Raw genomic sequence first — 15840 nt, forward strand, 5'->3', positions numbered from 1 at the left:
AGTGATGCAAACACCACTACCTTTGCTTATTCACTACTGATATGAAATCAGCAAGTATCTAGATCTAGGATCTTTTATCATGGCCGAGTAACTTTACCATTTTGTTGTAGTTGCCGAGCAGTAAAAAGGTAGGTGCCCACTGCCCAACAAATAAAGCTGTCTTATTCTTTTTCATAAGTTTTAAAGCCAGCGATCCGGCAATAGAGCCGAAAGCTGCCCATAGGTAAACGTCAGAAGGAATTTTAGCGGTTTGTTCCTCAATTGCGCTGGCAACAGGGCCTTCTCTATGTTCAGGGTTGAGTCTCGCTGCTTTTGCTTTCAGATCATTCATTGATGATGTTTCCATAGTTCTATTTTTTTGAATTAATTACTTTCCTTCAAAACGTACATAGCTGTTGCTTTGTTTACAAAAATGCCCGGATCGGTTTAAAAAATAGTTTTTGCCTACTACAAATCATGCAAAATATACTACAAGAGATATATTTGATCGTTTGATGGCAGAATGGAAATTCAACGTCTCTGAAGTGTAGTCATTAATCATCTTGAGTTAAGACCCCTGAAAAGGCTAATGAACCCAAGCTGCTCAGGCTATTGAGGCTCCTCATGCCACGCATACTTAAGGATGGTAGGGGTATAATTTCGCATCTTCTACCAAAAAGGCTTCTTCAGCTATTTCCAGTATGTCCTCTTTGCTATCTGAATACGCCTCTATCACCTTGAACTGTTGGTGCTGATAGTGTTCTTCCAGCCGGCACACTTTTTCCTCGTCTTTACAGGCTTTGCCAATTACCTTGTATGTCTGTTCGTGGTACTGCACTTTGGTGCCGGCCAGTCCATCAATCGGGTAAAGCAATTTAAAAAGCGGGGCCACGTAAAGTTCCAGGCCGCCGGTGGCACAGTATAATTGTGTGCCTTGCTGGCGCATGCTATCGAAATGCCGCCTCAGTTCCTGATTAAAGTGATGGGGGAATTCCCTTTTCCAGAATTCTGTCGCGTAGGCTTCTACTGTTTCGGGAGGTAGCTTGTCCAGGTAGTTGAAAAAGTTCTCTTTAAACTCCGTTTTCCTGATCCGGTGCAGATTGCGCAGCACCTTGTAATAGGTCATCTCGAAGAAATACCGAATGCGTTGTGGCCTTTTGGTGCAGATAAACTCAAAAAACTCGTCTTTTGAGCTCTTGTTATAAAAAGTCTTGTTCAGGTCGAAAACAATAACTTTCACTTCGTTTTGCTTGTTAGCCATTGTCCTCTGGGTATATTTTTGATTTCTCCTATCACGTAGCAACACGGGATTTTGTTGTGAGGAAGTAATTATATGGCTAAGGCCAAGCTGTAGGCATAAAAACTTGGATGTGGACAATTATGAAGGCTTTCAACTCTACCCATAGCGAATAGAAGTATGGCCGTATAAGCATAAATACCATGATAGAATTCTCCGATTTTAAGCAGCTACCAGCGTGGAGCCAGATTGATGCGCTGCAGAAGGAAGGGATTGTGTTGGGCCAGCGGGAGCACAAAGCCTGGACAGTCACGCTTTATAGCATGCAGCAGCATTTTGTGGAGCTTTGGCAAAAAGAGGGGCTGCACGTGATCACCTCTTTCCGCCACGATGCTGCCACGTTTTCTGTAGCAGAGCCCTACCTGGACCAGTTAGACCTGCGGCCGTTGCTTCAACCTTGACCCAATGACGGCGCCTGGCTTCCTGCCTTTTTGGGCTTAATGCCTCCCTACTTCTTCTGGTATGATTTCCTCAGCCACTTCGCCAGTGCGTCGGCTGCAAAGCCTGTGGCTAAGGCGTATATTCCGTGAAATAAGGCATCTTCTGATATGGCTTTGGGCTTCCAGGTGGTAACGGGTTTTGCCACGTCCATGGCCGGAAGCATGGTTAACTCCGTGCCCCAAACCGCCCCAAAATGCAGGACTGTTCCGGCAAAGCGGTCAGTTCCGAAGGCTGCCATCAGCCCTCGGGGTATCCCCCACATGGTGCCATAGGCTATATGCGTCATGTTGCTCACCAATTCCTTGTCCTCTTCCGATTGCGCTTCGACGCCAAAGGTTTTCTTTACTGCTTTGTAAGGTGTGTCGCTGGATTCCCTGCCGCTGATTTGCATTTCAATCATTTGCGCAGCCGTCATCACGGCTGTCCCCACCAGCCCGGCGGCTATGCCAATGCCAATTCCGCTGGCCAGTCGCCCTAAGTTGTCTGTTACTTCCTCCTCTTTGTTTCTGTTCCTGTTCGTGTTCATAGGTGTTTCTATTGGTGCCTGTTGCTGTGGGTATACTCGTTCGGCTTGTAATCAGTTTTCAGAATGGAGGTAGGAAGAGAGGGGATAAGATGAAAAATGAACGTAACACGTGAGGGGCACTACTTGTCAGGTACTTTTTTTCTGCCTTGCAGCTATACTGCTTATTCGCATCAATCTGGTGAAGAGGGGAAGGTATCTGCGTTAACAGCATGATGCCTACAAGTGCATTTGCATTTTGCCCTGGCAGCAAAATGCACCGTAAAACAAACTGCTCCGTAGGTATAAACTCCAATAACTATTTCAAGCGAGTGGCTGAGCATATAGAAACTGAAACCATCGATACCAAGCAACTGGCCCTCATCGGCGACCGCCGGACATGCGCTTACGTTGCCACCACCGGAAGCATTGTGTGGTATTGTCCACGCCGTTTCGATGCACCTGCCGTGCTGGCGGGCCTCCTGGATATGAAAAAGGGCGGCACTTGGCAAATAAATGTCCCGGGAGCCGTGTTCGAAAGCCGGGGTTACCGCGAAGACAGTGCGTTACTTTGTACCCGCCTGCGCTGTGGCGACACTTTGCTGGAGGTAGAGGATTATATGCCGATGGGTGCCAAGTTCCAGGGCATTTGCAGAAAGCTGACCGATGCGCCGGAAGGTTTACGGGTGATATTATGCCCTAAAACAGACTTCGGGCTTTCTGATCCAACCTTGGAGCACCTTGATAACAATTGTATCAGTATAGCCGATAGCCTGTATTACTATGCCTCGCACCCGCTAGCAGTGGATCAGGGGAATGTCGTATGCGAAGTGCCGGTTGGTCAGAAATCGTGGTTTGTGCTGAGTGAGCAGCAAATAGAGACCAACCAGGCACTACTGGAAGATGCTTTAGAATCCACGAAAAAAGAATGGCGGGAGGTGACGGCGCATATCCATTACGAGGGGCCATACAAGGCTGAGATCAAGCATTCGCTTCGGGTGCTGCGCCTGATGACTTTCGCGGAGAACGGCGGCATTATTGCGGCGGGCACAGCTGCTTTGCCCGAGGTGGCGGGTGGTGCCCGAAACTACGATTACCGGTATGTATGGCTGCGCGATGCCGCCATGATTGCCAGCGCCTTAACCCGTGCCGGATCCGATGGCAAGGAAGAACGGCGCTTCCTGAGTTTTATCTGCGATGCCATGCACGGGATAGATGAACCCATTGTGCCCTTTTTTACGCTCGACAAAAAGCCGGCTCCGGGCGAGCGTCTGCTGCGGCATTTAAAAGGCTATGCCGGCAGCCTGCCCATCCGGATCGGTAACAATGCCAAAGACCAATTGCAGCTTGATGCCATCAGCAATGTGCTGTTGGCTGCCAAACTGATATACAATCGCTTCGATACGCGCGAGCACTGGGGACTGGTGAGCTCTCTGGCGGATTACCTGGCCACGCACTGGCAGGAGCCCGACCATGGCATCTGGGAGGAGACCCAGAAACTGCACTATACCTCCAGCAAGGTAGTGGCTGCCGTTAGTTTAGAGTTCATCGCGGATCATAGCCAGGAACAGGAACAGTGCCAGCGTTGGAAAAGCGCTGCTGCCGACATCCGGGCTTACGTCGGGCAAAACTGCCTGACCTCAGAAGGGGCTTACGCGGCTTATGCCGGTGCGGAGGCCGTGGATGTCAGCGCTATTCTTTTCCCGATATGGGCCTATACCGACGCCGATGCTGCGCCTGTGCTCAAAACCATCGAGGTATTGGAGCGGGATTACTGTGAGAATAATCTTTTTCGCCGTCATCTCGTGGACTTCGACTCCAGCAAAGAGGGGGCTTTTCTGGCCGGGTCGCTTTGGGTAGCGCAGTACTGGGTGATGCGCCGTAACTGGACAAAATTCAACGAAGTTCTAGCGGCGGTATTGCAATTTCAGAATGATGTGGGACTGATGCCGGAAGAAGGTGACCCGGTGACAGGGGCGTATTTGGGGAACATCCCCCAAACCTTCGTACACGCCTCCCTGATTGGGGCCATCATCGATTATAAAACGGCCATGGAAGAGGAAAGCGCAGGGTAAAACTTTGCCAAATTGCGTGTCGCTTAAATCCGGAGGATTCGAAAAACAGTATATGCAGCTTTGTCAGTGAGCCGATAATTTTGTAAGGCATGTTTTTCTAGCTTCGAAACACGGGTTTGTTTCGGAGTTTGTGCTACCAGAGATTAACCCTTGCACTATAATAAGCCGAGGTAGACTTGCGGGCAAAATCCTCAAAAATGTCTTGTAGATGACTCTATGACTTTACTGCTACTCTTCCTTGTTGCCTGCTTCCTGGCTTACAGCAACGGTGCCAACGACAATTTTAAAGGGGTCGCGACGCTTTTCGGAAGCAGCACCACTAGTTTTAAAACTGCTATTCGGTGGGCTACGGTTACTACTTTTCTTGGCTCGATCACGGCCATCTTCCTGGCTGGTATACTGGTTAAAAACTTCTCTGGTAAAGGGCTGGTGCCCGACGAGTTGCTTCAGGGGCCTGCTTTTGCGATGGCGGTGGCCTTCGGGGCGGCTTTAACCGTATTTCTCGCCACCAAAATAGGTATGCCCGTGAGTACCACCCATGGCCTGGTTGGGGCGCTTTTCGGTACGGGGGTAGTGGCGATCGGTGCTTCTTTTAACTTTGCCAAACTAGGAGGTGCCTTTGTTGTACCGCTTTTGGTAAGCCCGCTGATGGCGGCTATACTCAGTTTGGGGGCCTACGTGCTGTTCCGGAAGACCAGGCTGGCATTAGGGTTGACCAAAACCAGTTGTTTGTGCATTGGTACAGAAATGGTGCCGTTACAGCCTATTTCTCAGAATGAAATGGGTGTTTTGGCCATGACCCCCAAGCCTGCAACCACACTGAGTGTTGGCGAACAGGCAAATTGCCAGGAAATATACCAGGGAAGCCTGCTGGGGCTGAACATGCAGCGCATCTTGGATGCAGGCCATTTTCTAAGCGCCGGTGTTGTGAGCTTTGCCCGCGGGTTGAATGATACGCCCAAGATAGCCGGTTTGCTGCTGGTTATCCAGGCGTATGATGTAAAATGGGGTATCGCTGCCGTTGCCTTGGCTATGGCCGTGGGAGGGCTGCTGAAAGCCAGGAAAGTCGGGTTGACGATGAGCAAAAAACTGACGCGTATGAACCATGGGCAGGGCTTCACAGCAAACCTTATCACTGGCTTGCTGGTTACAACAGCTAGCATGCACGGCATGCCTGTTTCCACCACGCACGTGTCGGTTGGGTCAATTTTCGGGATTGGGGCAGTTACCCGGCAAGTAAATTATAAGGTCGTTTCAAACATCCTGCTTTCCTGGTTGTTGACCTTACCGGTTGCGGCAGTTTGCGCCGGGGCAGCGTATTGGCTGCTCATCAATTTTATATTTTAGCAGGTATAAACTGCGGGATCAATTTAACCATACAACTACTACATATATACCCACACATGAGTAACTACTTGGAGGCCGCAAAACTCGTTTACGAAGAAGCTGCCAATAACCCCCAGAAGGGCCTTTGCTGTACCACAACGCCTGTATGGCAGTTGCCAGAGTTGAAAGTGCCCTCTAAAATGCTGGAGATGAACTACGGTTGCGGCTCCACGGTAAACCCACGGGACCTGAGCCACGACCCTGCTGTGCTGTACGTTGGCGTAGGTGGAGGTATGGAGTTACTCCAGTTCGCTTACTTCTGCCGTCGCCCCGGCGCAGTGATAGGCGTGGACCCCGTAGACAGAATGCTGGACGTTTGCTCTGAAAACCTGCAGGAGGCCGCCGACGTGAACAGCTGGTTTAAGCCGGGATTCGTGGAGCTGCGCAACGGAGATGCCCTGCAACTGCCCGTAGAAGACGAAAGCATAGATGTGGCGGCTCAAAACTGCCTTTTCAATATCTTTAAAGAGGAAGAACTGAAGCTGGCGCTCTCGGAAATGTACCGCGTCCTGAAGCCAAATGGCCGCTTGGTGCTGTCTGACCCAACCAGCGAGGATGAGATGTCAGCGGGTTTGCGTGAGGATGAGCGTCTGCGTGCTTTATGCCTGAGTGGTGCTTTGCCGCTGCAGGATTACATCAACCTCATCACAGCGGTTGGATTTGGCACCGTGGAGGTACGTGCCAGGCGCCCATACCGTGTGTTGGCACCGGGGCAGTATGATACGGAGAAACTTGTATTTATTGAGAGCGTGGAGATTTGTGCGATCAAGGACCCTATGCCTGCGGATGGCCCCTGCGTATTTACGGGCAAGCATGCAATCTATTATGGCGAGAAGGAGTTTTTTGATGATGGCAAAGGGCATACCCTCCTACAGAACCAACCATTGGCAGTTTGCGATAAAACAGCCAAGGCTTTGGCGAACTTAGGACGGCAGGATATTTACATTACCGGGTCCACTTATTTCTATGATGGTGGAGGTTGCTGCTAGGCTGGGCAAACGCTACTAGTTAATTCGTATCTCACCGACATTGCAGCCACCTAATTGAAAAAGGGCTACTTCACCTGATCAGGATAAAGTAGCCCTTTGTATTTTATGCTGTGTTTGATACCATTCGAAGGCTTTCAGATCCTGATTGAGGCTGATCCCGCTTGGGTATACCCAAACGCTGACACGTATGCTTTAAAGTTCATACCCAGTGCCGGCTACAAAGCGCTAAGCTTCTCAGCGATGGGTTTAAGCGTATCGCCTGTTAGCTGTGGGGCAGGAGCAAGGGGGTATAAAGCCTGCCCTTTTCGCGCAATAAAAGCAGCCTGAAGTCCTGCTAAGGTAGCACCTGCTATATCCCACCCGTGCGCAGCGATTAGCATGGCCTCTTCCGGTTTTACATTTGTTTTCGAGAGGGCAAATTGATAGGTATCAGGGTGCGGCTTGTATTTCTGAGTGCTGTCGATACTCAGGATATGTTCAAAGAACTTCGTAAGCCCCGCAGACTCCATTTGCTGTTGCACCGCTTGTGGAGCAGAATTAGTGAGCGTGATCATGCGGTAACCGGCATCCTGAAGCTTTTGCAGGCCCTCCACCACATCCGGGTGCGGTGGCAGCGACTTGATCATTCCAAGCAGTTCGGCTACTTGGGCATCCGGTACCTGCCTGCCTAGTTTGTCCTGTGTCATCTGCATGGTCGCTTTACCAATCGTGCCGAAATCATGGTAGTTACCCGTCACGGTATCGACTAATGAGTATTGCAGCATCAGGGCAAACCACTGCTGGAAGGCGAATTCATGGTCAAATGCTTCGTTGATGGCTTTTTTCAGGCCGCTGAGGTCAAGCAGCGTTTCATTCACATCAAAAATAAGCAGCTTGGGTTTAATTAAAGTGTTGTTATCCATAGGTTGTTCGTTTGTGGTGGTGGCCGGCTGGCAGGCGGCTGCTGGAAGCATAGTGCCAGCGCTTAGCACAACCAACTTTTGCAGAAATACTCTCCTGTTATTGTTCATGGGTAACCGACTGGGGAATGCTGTTTATACTGCAGCCATAGCTTTACTGTTCAGAAAAGATTGGCCGTAGCCAGGAGATACGGAAGCAAGGTGAGCATAGTATAGCAAAGGTCCTTGCAGGGGCTATGCGTCGGCCCGACTGCTTATCCTGAGATACCCCCGGATATAAATGCGCTTTTCGGTGTAGGGGTCGAATTCATACCACACGTCAGCCACATGGGTTGGGGTAAGGTAGGTTGTGGCAAACTCTTGCTGGCCATGAATGGTCTTGTAGTCTGTTACCATCTCGTAGCCTGCTGCCAAAGCCTGCTGGTAAGCCTCCTCTTCATCGCCCAGTTCATCTAATAGGCGGTTATAGATGCGGTGGTAGCTATCGGTTACCTGCTCATACAGGCGCTGCAACTCCCCGTTTTCAAATTCCATATAGCCGTCTTCGTCTTTGGTCCAGGTGCCCTGTATCTCCATAATCTTTAGGATGAATGCTGTTGGTGTATGGAAAGCTATACCTGCTGCGCGGCCAAATGTTTGGTAATTATGCTTGGTGATTCAACGATAAATACGGGCAAATCAACCACAGGTATTGCCCCAAAACAGGGTTTGGATGAAGCGGGAAGTACTGGCAAAAACTAGCGTCGCGGGGGCAAGATCAATCAGGGACGCCATACTTCCGCAAAAAACATTTCAGATCTAAGTCATTCTAATGTAACTTTAGTCTTCTACTACTTAAAAGTTATTGCGCATCAAGAGCAGATAAATGAAAAAAACGATTGTAATAGGAGCCTCCGGGCAATTAGGGCAGTGCCTTCGCACTGTGGCGCAGGAACAAGGACTAGATCACCTTATCTTTCTTTCGAGGGAAGAGGCGGATTTGGGGAATAAAGAAGCGCTGCGCACGCTCTTTAGTTTGCATCAGCCAACCTATTGCATTAATTGTGCGGCCTATACTGCCGTAGACAAAGCCCAGGATGAGCCGGAGAAATGCCGTGCGATAAACCGGGATGGGGTGATTAGCCTCACCCAATTGTGTGCCGAGTACCTGACCACACTCATTCACATCTCCACAGACTTTGTATTCGGCGGCACTGGTCAACAGCCTCTTTCAGAAACGGACCCTACCACTCCGCTGGGGGTATACGGGGCTACCAAGCTGGAAGGGGAGCAGGCCATTGTGGAAGGCTTGTCACGTTACTTTATCATCAGAACCAGCTGGTTGTACTCCGAATATGCCAGCAACTTCGTGAAGACCATGCTGCGCTTTGGTCGCGAACGAGATGAACTCCGGGTGATCTGGGACCAGGTAGGAACGCCTACCTATGCCATTGATCTGGCAGCCTGCCTGCTGCATATCATCGAGACGGGGAGTGAGGCCTACGGGATTTACCATTACAGCAACGAGGGCTTAACCTCATGGTATGATTTTGCCAAAGCTATTTTTAAGCTGAGCCAGACGGAGGTAAGGGTAGTGCCGGTGCGAACCGCTGAATATGTCACGAAAGCCAAGCGTCCTGCCTACGCGGTACTGGATAAGTCCAAGATCAAGAATAGCCTCGGGATTGAGATTCCGCATTGGTTTGATAGCCTTGAGACCTGCGTCGCCAAAATTAAAGCTGCCGAGCAGGCAATGGTATAACATAAAATAGCGGCGCCACTTTCAGCTCAGAAAGTGGCGCCGCTATTTTATGTTATACCTCTGGTATTAGCGTTTCTTTTTGTGCTTTGACAGATTTTTGGGCTTGGCCCTGTCTCTCTTTATCTGCTGCAGTTCGTCATTCGACACAGTTACCTCATACGTTACCTCCGTGAGTATCGAAACGTCGGCATCAAAATCATAAGCAACCGTGATGAATAGCTGCTTGTTCTCGTTGAGCACGTAGTCATCCCCGACTTTGTCATACACCAAAAAGGCATAATCGCCAGCATCCGTATGCTTAGTTGTGTCCTGAGACAGGCAATCTCCTGTGATGACAAGCGGGGTGTCTAACTCGTCTTCAAAGCTGAATGGCTGGTGGTACTTCCCGTCTTTTTTGTACGTCACGTACTCCACCTTTTCGAAGTATAGCGCCACGTCCGCGTTTTTATCCTCGCGCTGCTTTCTAATCTGGTTGATATTTCCTGTCAGCCTCATGTTCTTTTAGTCGGTTCTCTTAAAATTCAGGTACATGCCCATTTTGGTGCGGCACCACACTGCTTCTACCTCAAAGATACGGTTTCATATGCTCTTTTTTGGGGCGGCCGCGCGACAGCTCAAAATAAAGTGTGACCAGGCACAACAAAAAAGCCAGCAGAACCGACTAAATCGGGCCTGCTGGCTTTTATCTCAAATTTTTGAGCTATTATTTTTCGTCGAGGTCTGCGCTGTTTTTATGGCTTTTAAGCGTGCTGGCATTTGGCTGGTCGTTTCTGAATTCTTTGTCGGTGCTATCTGCCCCACGTGTGGTGGTGTTCAGGTTAGCCTGGTCGCTTTGCATCTTTCCCTGCGTGCTCGGTTTGTTCTCGCCGCGGGTATTGTCTGCGCCTCCAGCCACAGGTCCGGTCTGTTTGCCTTGCTGCGACTGCTGTTGCTGGTCTGCTTTATTTTTCAGTTCCTCGTTGCTCTTCTTGTTATCTGTTGACATAGTTTTACTTGCTTTAGTATTGGAAAAATTAAATCTCCCATCAATCGGAAGGTATAAGGGTGTACGAGCATTTTCAGTATTAGGGTTGATGCATTTTTTTAATAAAGCTAAATAAATTAGCAAAAAGTAGAACGGTATAACTTTGCTTGCGTATATGATTAGCATAATAACCAAATAATTAAATTGTATTGCTATGAAAATGAAAATAGATGAGAAGCCTTTTTTGCCAAACGGACGGCATGTGGTGCAGGTAACGGAGGTAGAAGAAGGGAAAAGTGAAAACAAGGATGTCCCTTTCATCAATTGCAGGTTAGAGAATGAAGAGGGGTTCATGAACCAACGGTTTTATATGAGCGAGCCAGGTAAACCCATCCTCGCTTCTTTTCTCAAAGCTGTCGGCATAGAAAAAACGCAGGTAGATTCTAAAGAACTGAGCGGTAAAACGCTGTCGGTAGAAGTAGAAGAGCGCACTTACCAAGACGCGGATGGCAAAGAAAAGACAGTCAAACAAGCCACTCATTTTGAAGCGGCAGGTGCGGCTGGAGCAGCATCAGGAAACGTAGAGAATTAAGCTTATATAATTAAAACAGCAACGGCATCAAAAAGACGAGCGAGTTCTTTTGATGCCGTTGCTGCATTTAGGTTCTTGTATGTACTTAATTGTAATTGCCACTACTTGACCTGACATTACTGCTAATCTTGGTAGCAGAAGGCTTACAGGTTCATTTTTCTTTCGCAACCCCTCCATGATTTAGTGAGAGGGGATTACGAAAGAAAAATGCTACGAGGGAAATGTCAGGTAAAATATTGTTCAATGTCACAGAATGTAAGCTTACATCCTGACTATTGCAACTTAATTTGTATTCTTCTGCTTTAGTTTCTCTTTGTTTCGTTGCAATTTGCTTTGGATGATGTGCTGGCATACCTCAAGGTCGAGATCCAGCGCAGAGGTAATGTAGCTTACTAGCTCCTTCTCTTTCTCAGCGATCACACCATCTGCCAATACCATTTCAATGGTCTGCGCGAACAAATCGTTTTTGTGTTCCGGGGGTATCTGGTCCACGCTGTTATCAATCAGGTGTTTGCTGCCCAACTCAGCCTGCGCCAATAGCACTGATTTATAGTATTCTCTTACATCGTGGCCTTTAAAGAAAGGCTTGAAAGTGAGCATGTCCGCCAGTTTGTCCAACTCTTCGTCCGCTACATCCTCATCCACGGCCATGCAGGCATGTAAAACCGCGATCCAGGCCTCCTGCTCGTTGGCGGGGGTATACATACCCGTTGCTTTGCTGTATTTTAAGTCGTAAAGTCCCATGGGCTTTTGCGCTGTTATTTAAACCTACTGCTTAGTCTACCTCTACTATTCCGGAAAGGTTATTCCTAAAACCCCAGGCAACGGCTCTTAGAATAGACATTGCCGAGCAAACCGGTACCTGTGGGGCGAGAGGCTAATAGGATATGTGGTGAGGCGTGCTTATATTTAATCATTGATATGCTATATGGGTAGTAATGACATGAGGAAGCATTCAACAGTATGTTAGTACCAGGCGAGCAAGAGCAATTGGATAGAAAACTGCTTCAGGCATTGCAGAACGGCGACAAGGAAGTATTGGAGCAGCTCTATGACAGGTATGCGCCTACGCTTATGGGCGTTATCCATAGCGTAGTGCCTGATAAAGCCCTCGCAGAGCAAGTGCTGCAGCAAACATTTGTGACCATCTGGTCCAGAATTGGCGTGTATGACATGTCGCAGAACCGCTTTTTAACCTGGGCATTGGCTATTGCAAGAGGATTTGCCCATGATGCAGCCCGAAGGTATAAAAGGCAGGAAGAGGAAGCCAGTCAACTAATATCAGATATAAATGTTGATTCCAAGCCGTTTGGTATAGAACTTGCATCCCGTTGCAGACTTCCCTATGCAGAGAAAACAGCCCTAGAGCTGGTCTACCTGAAGGGGCAAAACTGCGCGGAAGCTGCCGAGGCCCTAGGAGTGACTATCGAGCAGCTGAAAGCGCACATCACACAAGCAATCATACATTTAAAAGCAGACCCATCAGCATGAACCCTACTGTTGCAGCGTTTCTGGAATCCGGGATGATCGAACTCTACATACTTGGTGCGACCACTCCCGAGGAGGCGAAGCATGTCGAAGAAATGGCGGCTGAGTACCCGGAGGTGCAGGAAGAGATCAATCAACAAGAGTTGGCCCTGGAAAACTATGCCCAACGTCATGCGGCGACACCTCGAAAAACAATCAAGCCATTGCTGCTTGCCACCATCGATTTTATGGAACGAATGGAGGGAGGCGAGGAGCCAAGTGAAGCGCCAGAGCTGACACCGTCCTCTAAGCCATCAGACTTTGATTACTGGCTGAAGCAGCCCGGCATGCAGTTGCCTGAAGATGCTGACGACATGTACGCCAAGATCATTAGCCATACCCCTAAAGCCACCACCGCCATCGCCTGGATTAAAACTGAATCGGAGCTGGAAGTGCACCACGATGAACTGGAGCGCTTCCTGATTCTGGAAGGCACCTGCGATATGATTATAGGGGATGTGGTCAATCCATTAGCGGCAGGTGATTTCTTTGCGGTACCTTTGCATGTGACACACCAATTTAAAGTGACTTCAGAGAGCAGGTGCAAAGCTATTTTGCAACGCTTGGCAGTAGCCTAGTTTGTACTGTAAGTTTCTTTAGTCGGGATGTATAGATGACAGCCTCTACTCATCGATCTCTACGAGGGGGCAAATCTTTTGAGTCTATCTTTTTTTCATTCTGAAAGGTGCTCGGTTGCTGCGCGCGAAGTTCTAACCCCGCTTCCGGTAGGTTTTTCGGTAGCACGGCAGAAATATTCATACCCCTGCTTCTGGAAGCAGGGCCGTTAAGTTCTACCTGATTCTGGCGCGAATCTCCAGATTCGTGTCTTAAAGTGAATGTTGCGTCTCCGACTCAACTGGCCAAGAGGGCCAGAAAATAGTAGGGATCATGGTGCTGGCACTGAACTGCATCCTGAATTAATTTCGCTGTCTTTCCCTATACCATCCAAACAGCATAATGGCAGAATCCCATGGATTCAATTTTTTATAAGCCTGAACCCGTTCAGGGGTTGCTGGCATTGGCATAATGTGCTTCTTTTAGAGCACTGCCGAGCGGGTATAGACCGTGACGCTGCAATTTCTCGTATTCAGGTTATGGCTCCAAATGGCATTCTAAAGCTTCCACTCGCGCTCTTTTGGGTGTTGGTGTTAGTTGCATGCACCGGCTCTCCGGAGAATACACAACCAACTGTAGAGGATGTGTCTGAATCGGTGTATGCATCGGGGGTGGTGAAAAGTCGGAACCAATACCAGGTATACCCCAAAGTAAGCGGCGTTGTGCAGCAAGTGCTGGTAACAGAAGGTGACATTGTGCCGGAAGGGGCTACTCTAATGGTACTGGATAATGAAGCCGCACGCCTGAGTGCCGAGAATGCCCGTCTCGCCGCAGCCTATTCCAGAGTGGGCGCAAACGAGGAGAAGCTCAAAGAACTGCAAGCGGCCATTGATCTGGCACGGAGCAGAAAAGAAACTGATTCGCTCTTGTTCGTGCGCCAGCAAAACCTCTGGCACAAGCAAATCGGGACGAAGGCAGAACTTGAGCAAAGGGAATTGGCCTATAAAAATGCTGCAACTGCCTATACCTCCGCCCTGTTGCGCTACCGCGATACGAAGAAGCAACTGGATTTTGCAGCACACCAGTCCAGCAAAAACCTGCAGATCAGTGAGTCAAGGGTGGCGGAATATACCGTACGCAGCGAGACAGCAGGCAAGGTATACAGTGTGCTGAAAGAGAAAGGGGAGATGGCTACGCCGCAAACCCCGGTGGCAGTGCTGGGCGACGCATCCGAATTTATACTGGAACTGCAAGTGGACGAGTATGACATCTCCCGCATAAAGCCAGGTCAGAAAGTGCTGCTGCACCTCGATAGTTACAAAGGCGAGGTGTTTGAGGCCGAGGTATACAAGATTAACCCTGCCATGAACGAGCGTACCCGCTCGTTCACCATTGAAGCCTCCTTCCTGACGAGTCCGCCTGCGCTATACCCCAACCTGACCACCGAGGCCAATATCATCATCCAGCAGAAAAACGATGCCCTGACCATTCCGAGAGAATACCTGCTGGACGGCGGCTTTGTGCTGCTTGCCAGTGAGGAGAAAGTGCCTGTGAAAACAGGCTTGAAAGACTATAGGAAAGTAGAGATACTGGACGGCCTGACGAAGGAGGATGTTATCATAAAGCCCGATTGATGAATAGCCAGCTAATCATCGGAATCGCGCGGTCGCTGTTGCTGGCCCGCTGGCGCCAAACGCTGGTGGCGGCTGTTGGTGTCACCTTCAGCATTGCCATGTTCATCACGCTGCTGAGCTTTATGAATGGCCTTAACGACTTGCTGGATGGCCTGATCCTGAACCGAACGCCGCATGTGCGCCTCTATAACGAAGTAAAGCCAAGCGAGCTGCAACCCGTGCGCGCCGCTGCCGATTTCAAAGACTCCTACAACTTTATCCGGTCGGTTAAGTCGGGGATCACCAGGCAGGAAATCTACAACAGTGGTCCTGTCATGCAGGCTGTTCGGGAAGATGAGCGGGTGTTGGGGGTGGCTCCCAAATTAACGGCCCAGGTCTTTTTTAACGAAGGCACAATTGACATCACAGGGATTATCAATGGGGTGGAGGTGGAAGAGGAAAACAGGCTTTTCAACTTCGAGGACTATGTAACGGCCGGAACAGCTATCGATGCCAAGAATGTGGCCAACAGCATTATCCTCGGCATTGGGCTGGCCAAGATACTGGCCGCCGATGTGGGCGATGTGGTGCAGGTGACCACTGCCCAAGGCGAACGGTTTTCGCTGAAGGTAGTGGGCTTCTTCCAATCGGGCATTCAGGAAATCGATAAGGTGCAGAGTTATGCCTCGCTTACCACGGTGCAAAAGCTGCTGGGCAAGCCCGCCAATTACATCACAGACATACAGGTGAAATTGCATGCGCTTGACGCAGCCCCGGCAGTGGCTTCGGAATATGAGCAACTGTTTCAGGTGGACGCCGAGGACATACAGACAGCCAACTCCCAGTTTGAGACAGGCAGTAAAATCCGGTCGCTGATTTCTTATGCGGTAGGGGTTACGCTGCTGATTGTGGCGGGCTTCGGGATTTTTAACATTCTGAACATGATGATTTATGAGAAGATGGATTCCATCGCGATCTTAAAGGCCACTGGTTTTTCAGGGAGAGACGTGAATCAGATATTTCTGGTGATCGCGTTAAGCATCGGTTTCTTTGGGGGTATGGTGGGGCTGTTATTCGGCTTTGTGTTTTCTGTGATCATCAACCATATCCCATTCAACACGGCTGCTTTGCCTACGGTTGAGACATACCCGATCAATTACAGTCCGGTGTTTTATTTCATCGCCGGTTCTTTTTCGCTTATCACCACCTATTTGGCGGGTTTTTTCCCGGCCCGCAAGGCCAGTCGCGTCGATCCGGTGGAGATTATAAGGGGCAAATAA

18 protein-coding genes are annotated in these 15840 nt (G+C 49.4%); 10 read left to right on the forward strand and 8 right to left on the reverse strand.

Going from position 1 to position 15840, the window contains the following annotated elements; genetic code table 11:
• Positions 1-64 precede the first annotated feature (64 nt).
• Positions 65-346, reverse strand: coding sequence for a hypothetical protein (locus tag ACXYMU_RS10575; protein ID WP_458986358.1), 282 nt, complete (start codon positions 344-346; stop codon positions 65-67).
• A gap of 270 nt (positions 347-616) precedes the next feature.
• On the reverse strand, positions 617-1240 hold the full coding sequence (locus ACXYMU_RS10580) for an HAD family hydrolase (RefSeq protein ID WP_458986359.1): 624 nt from the start codon (positions 1238-1240) through the stop codon (positions 617-619).
• A 179-nt stretch (positions 1241-1419) separates the two neighbouring features.
• Here ACXYMU_RS10580 and ACXYMU_RS10585 point away from each other — a divergent pair, with 179 nt between their 5' ends.
• Positions 1420-1677 (forward strand): hypothetical protein, encoded by a 258-nt coding sequence (locus ACXYMU_RS10585; protein WP_458986360.1) that lies wholly within the window; start codon positions 1420-1422, stop codon positions 1675-1677.
• A 47-nt stretch (positions 1678-1724) separates the two neighbouring features.
• On the opposite strand, the gene ACXYMU_RS10590 is transcribed toward ACXYMU_RS10585, so the two are convergent.
• On the reverse strand, positions 1725-2243 hold the full coding sequence (locus tag ACXYMU_RS10590; protein ID WP_458986361.1) for a hypothetical protein: 519 nt from the start codon (positions 2241-2243) through the stop codon (positions 1725-1727).
• 308 nt (positions 2244-2551) lie between these two features.
• On the opposite strand from ACXYMU_RS10590, the gene ACXYMU_RS10595 reads away from it, so the two are divergent.
• The 3 genes from ACXYMU_RS10595 (at position 2552) to arsM (ending at position 6669) form a co-directional block, all read left to right on the forward strand.
• Positions 2552-4294, forward strand: coding sequence for a glycoside hydrolase family 15 protein (locus ACXYMU_RS10595; RefSeq protein WP_458986362.1), 1743 nt, complete (start codon positions 2552-2554; stop codon positions 4292-4294).
• 216 nt (positions 4295-4510) lie between these two features.
• Entirely contained in the window at positions 4511-5641 is a 1131-nt protein-coding gene (locus ACXYMU_RS10600; protein ID WP_458986363.1) for an inorganic phosphate transporter, read from the forward strand.
• A gap of 56 nt (positions 5642-5697) precedes the next feature.
• Positions 5698-6669 carry an arsenosugar biosynthesis arsenite methyltransferase ArsM gene (arsM, locus tag ACXYMU_RS10605; protein ID WP_458986364.1) on the forward strand — a complete coding sequence of 324 codons (972 nt, stop codon included), beginning with the start codon at positions 5698-5700 and terminating at the stop codon, positions 6667-6669.
• A 215-nt stretch (positions 6670-6884) separates the two neighbouring features.
• Here the strand turns inward: arsM and ACXYMU_RS10610 are convergent, their stop codons facing one another.
• Together ACXYMU_RS10610 and ACXYMU_RS10615 are read right to left on the reverse strand one after the other, a co-directional pair.
• The gene (locus tag ACXYMU_RS10610; protein ID WP_458986365.1) at positions 6885-7571 is read right to left on the reverse strand and encodes a haloacid dehalogenase type II; all 687 of its coding nucleotides are present in this window, start codon (positions 7569-7571) and stop codon (positions 6885-6887) included.
• A 231-nt stretch (positions 7572-7802) separates the two neighbouring features.
• A complete protein-coding gene (locus ACXYMU_RS10615; RefSeq protein WP_458986366.1) occupies positions 7803-8144 on the reverse strand; it encodes a hypothetical protein in 342 nt (113 codons plus the stop codon).
• A 289-nt stretch (positions 8145-8433) separates the two neighbouring features.
• On the opposite strand from ACXYMU_RS10615, the gene rfbD reads away from it, so the two are divergent.
• Complete coding sequence (gene rfbD / locus ACXYMU_RS10620) at positions 8434-9309, forward strand: dTDP-4-dehydrorhamnose reductase (RefSeq protein ID WP_458986367.1); 876 nt, start codon at positions 8434-8436, stop codon at positions 9307-9309.
• 66 nt (positions 9310-9375) lie between these two features.
• Here rfbD and ACXYMU_RS10625 read toward each other — a convergent pair whose 3' ends face one another.
• Both ACXYMU_RS10625 and ACXYMU_RS10630 read right to left on the reverse strand, forming a co-directional pair.
• On the reverse strand, positions 9376-9804 hold the full coding sequence (locus ACXYMU_RS10625) for a hypothetical protein (RefSeq protein WP_458986368.1): 429 nt from the start codon (positions 9802-9804) through the stop codon (positions 9376-9378).
• Positions 9805-10012: 208 nt separating this feature from the next.
• Positions 10013-10294: a hypothetical protein gene (locus ACXYMU_RS10630; RefSeq protein WP_458986369.1), complete on the reverse strand. Its 282-nt coding sequence runs from the start codon at positions 10292-10294 to the stop codon at positions 10013-10015.
• A 193-nt stretch (positions 10295-10487) separates the two neighbouring features.
• Here ACXYMU_RS10630 and ACXYMU_RS10635 point away from each other — a divergent pair, with 193 nt between their 5' ends.
• Complete coding sequence (locus ACXYMU_RS10635) at positions 10488-10865, forward strand: hypothetical protein (RefSeq protein ID WP_458986370.1); 378 nt, start codon at positions 10488-10490, stop codon at positions 10863-10865.
• A 282-nt stretch (positions 10866-11147) separates the two neighbouring features.
• Here the strand turns inward: ACXYMU_RS10635 and ACXYMU_RS10640 are convergent, their stop codons facing one another.
• Positions 11148-11609, reverse strand: a complete 462-nt coding sequence (locus ACXYMU_RS10640) for a tellurite resistance TerB family protein (RefSeq protein WP_458986371.1) — start codon at positions 11607-11609, stop codon at positions 11148-11150.
• A 219-nt stretch (positions 11610-11828) separates the two neighbouring features.
• Here ACXYMU_RS10640 and ACXYMU_RS10645 point away from each other — a divergent pair, with 219 nt between their 5' ends.
• The 4 genes from ACXYMU_RS10645 to ACXYMU_RS10660 all read left to right on the forward strand — a co-directional run bounded on the left by ACXYMU_RS10645 (position 11829) and on the right by ACXYMU_RS10660 (position 15840).
• Positions 11829-12356, forward strand: a complete 528-nt coding sequence (locus tag ACXYMU_RS10645; protein WP_458986372.1) for an RNA polymerase sigma factor — start codon at positions 11829-11831, stop codon at positions 12354-12356.
• Positions 12353-12970 (forward strand): cupin domain-containing protein, encoded by a 618-nt coding sequence (locus ACXYMU_RS10650; RefSeq protein ID WP_458986373.1) that lies wholly within the window; start codon positions 12353-12355, stop codon positions 12968-12970. The genes ACXYMU_RS10645 and ACXYMU_RS10650 overlap by 4 nt, the downstream gene beginning before the upstream one ends.
• A gap of 567 nt (positions 12971-13537) precedes the next feature.
• A complete protein-coding gene (locus ACXYMU_RS10655; RefSeq protein WP_458986469.1) occupies positions 13538-14581 on the forward strand; it encodes an efflux RND transporter periplasmic adaptor subunit in 1044 nt (347 codons plus the stop codon).
• A complete protein-coding gene (locus ACXYMU_RS10660) occupies positions 14581-15840 on the forward strand; it encodes an ABC transporter permease (RefSeq protein ID WP_458986374.1) in 1260 nt (419 codons plus the stop codon). Before ACXYMU_RS10655 ends, ACXYMU_RS10660 begins: the two co-directional genes overlap by 1 nt.

Source organism: Pontibacter sp. CAU 1760, assembly GCF_054482735.1.

What these genes read in the sequence shown, in the direction of transcription:
- ACXYMU_RS10575 (WP_458986358.1), bottom strand. Translation starts at nt 346, where the DNA reads ATGGAAACATCATCAATGAATGATCTGAAAGCAAAAGCAGCGAGACTC.
- ACXYMU_RS10645 (WP_458986372.1), top strand. Translation starts at nt 11,829, where the DNA reads ATGTTAGTACCAGGCGAGCAAGAGCAATTGGATAGAAAACTGCTTCAG.
- ACXYMU_RS10630 (WP_458986369.1), bottom strand. Translation starts at nt 10,294, where the DNA reads ATGTCAACAGATAACAAGAAGAGCAACGAGGAACTGAAAAATAAAGCA.
- rfbD (WP_458986367.1), top strand. Translation starts at nt 8,434, where the DNA reads ATGAAAAAAACGATTGTAATAGGAGCCTCCGGGCAATTAGGGCAGTGC.
- ACXYMU_RS10590 (WP_458986361.1), bottom strand. Translation starts at nt 2,243, where the DNA reads ATGAACACGAACAGGAACAGAAACAAAGAGGAGGAAGTAACAGACAAC.
- ACXYMU_RS10580 (WP_458986359.1), bottom strand. Translation starts at nt 1,240, where the DNA reads ATGGCTAACAAGCAAAACGAAGTGAAAGTTATTGTTTTCGACCTGAAC.
- ACXYMU_RS10640 (WP_458986371.1), bottom strand. Translation starts at nt 11,609, where the DNA reads ATGGGACTTTACGACTTAAAATACAGCAAAGCAACGGGTATGTATACC.
- ACXYMU_RS10625 (WP_458986368.1), bottom strand. Translation starts at nt 9,804, where the DNA reads ATGAGGCTGACAGGAAATATCAACCAGATTAGAAAGCAGCGCGAGGAT.
- ACXYMU_RS10615 (WP_458986366.1), bottom strand. Translation starts at nt 8,144, where the DNA reads ATGGAGATACAGGGCACCTGGACCAAAGACGAAGACGGCTATATGGAA.
- ACXYMU_RS10610 (WP_458986365.1), bottom strand. Translation starts at nt 7,571, where the DNA reads ATGGATAACAACACTTTAATTAAACCCAAGCTGCTTATTTTTGATGTG.
- ACXYMU_RS10660 (WP_458986374.1), top strand. Translation starts at nt 14,581, where the DNA reads ATGAATAGCCAGCTAATCATCGGAATCGCGCGGTCGCTGTTGCTGGCC.
- ACXYMU_RS10650 (WP_458986373.1), top strand. Translation starts at nt 12,353, where the DNA reads ATGAACCCTACTGTTGCAGCGTTTCTGGAATCCGGGATGATCGAACTC.
- ACXYMU_RS10600 (WP_458986363.1), top strand. Translation starts at nt 4,511, where the DNA reads ATGACTTTACTGCTACTCTTCCTTGTTGCCTGCTTCCTGGCTTACAGC.
- ACXYMU_RS10585 (WP_458986360.1), top strand. Translation starts at nt 1,420, where the DNA reads ATGATAGAATTCTCCGATTTTAAGCAGCTACCAGCGTGGAGCCAGATT.
- ACXYMU_RS10635 (WP_458986370.1), top strand. Translation starts at nt 10,488, where the DNA reads ATGAAAATGAAAATAGATGAGAAGCCTTTTTTGCCAAACGGACGGCAT.
- arsM (WP_458986364.1), top strand. Translation starts at nt 5,698, where the DNA reads ATGAGTAACTACTTGGAGGCCGCAAAACTCGTTTACGAAGAAGCTGCC.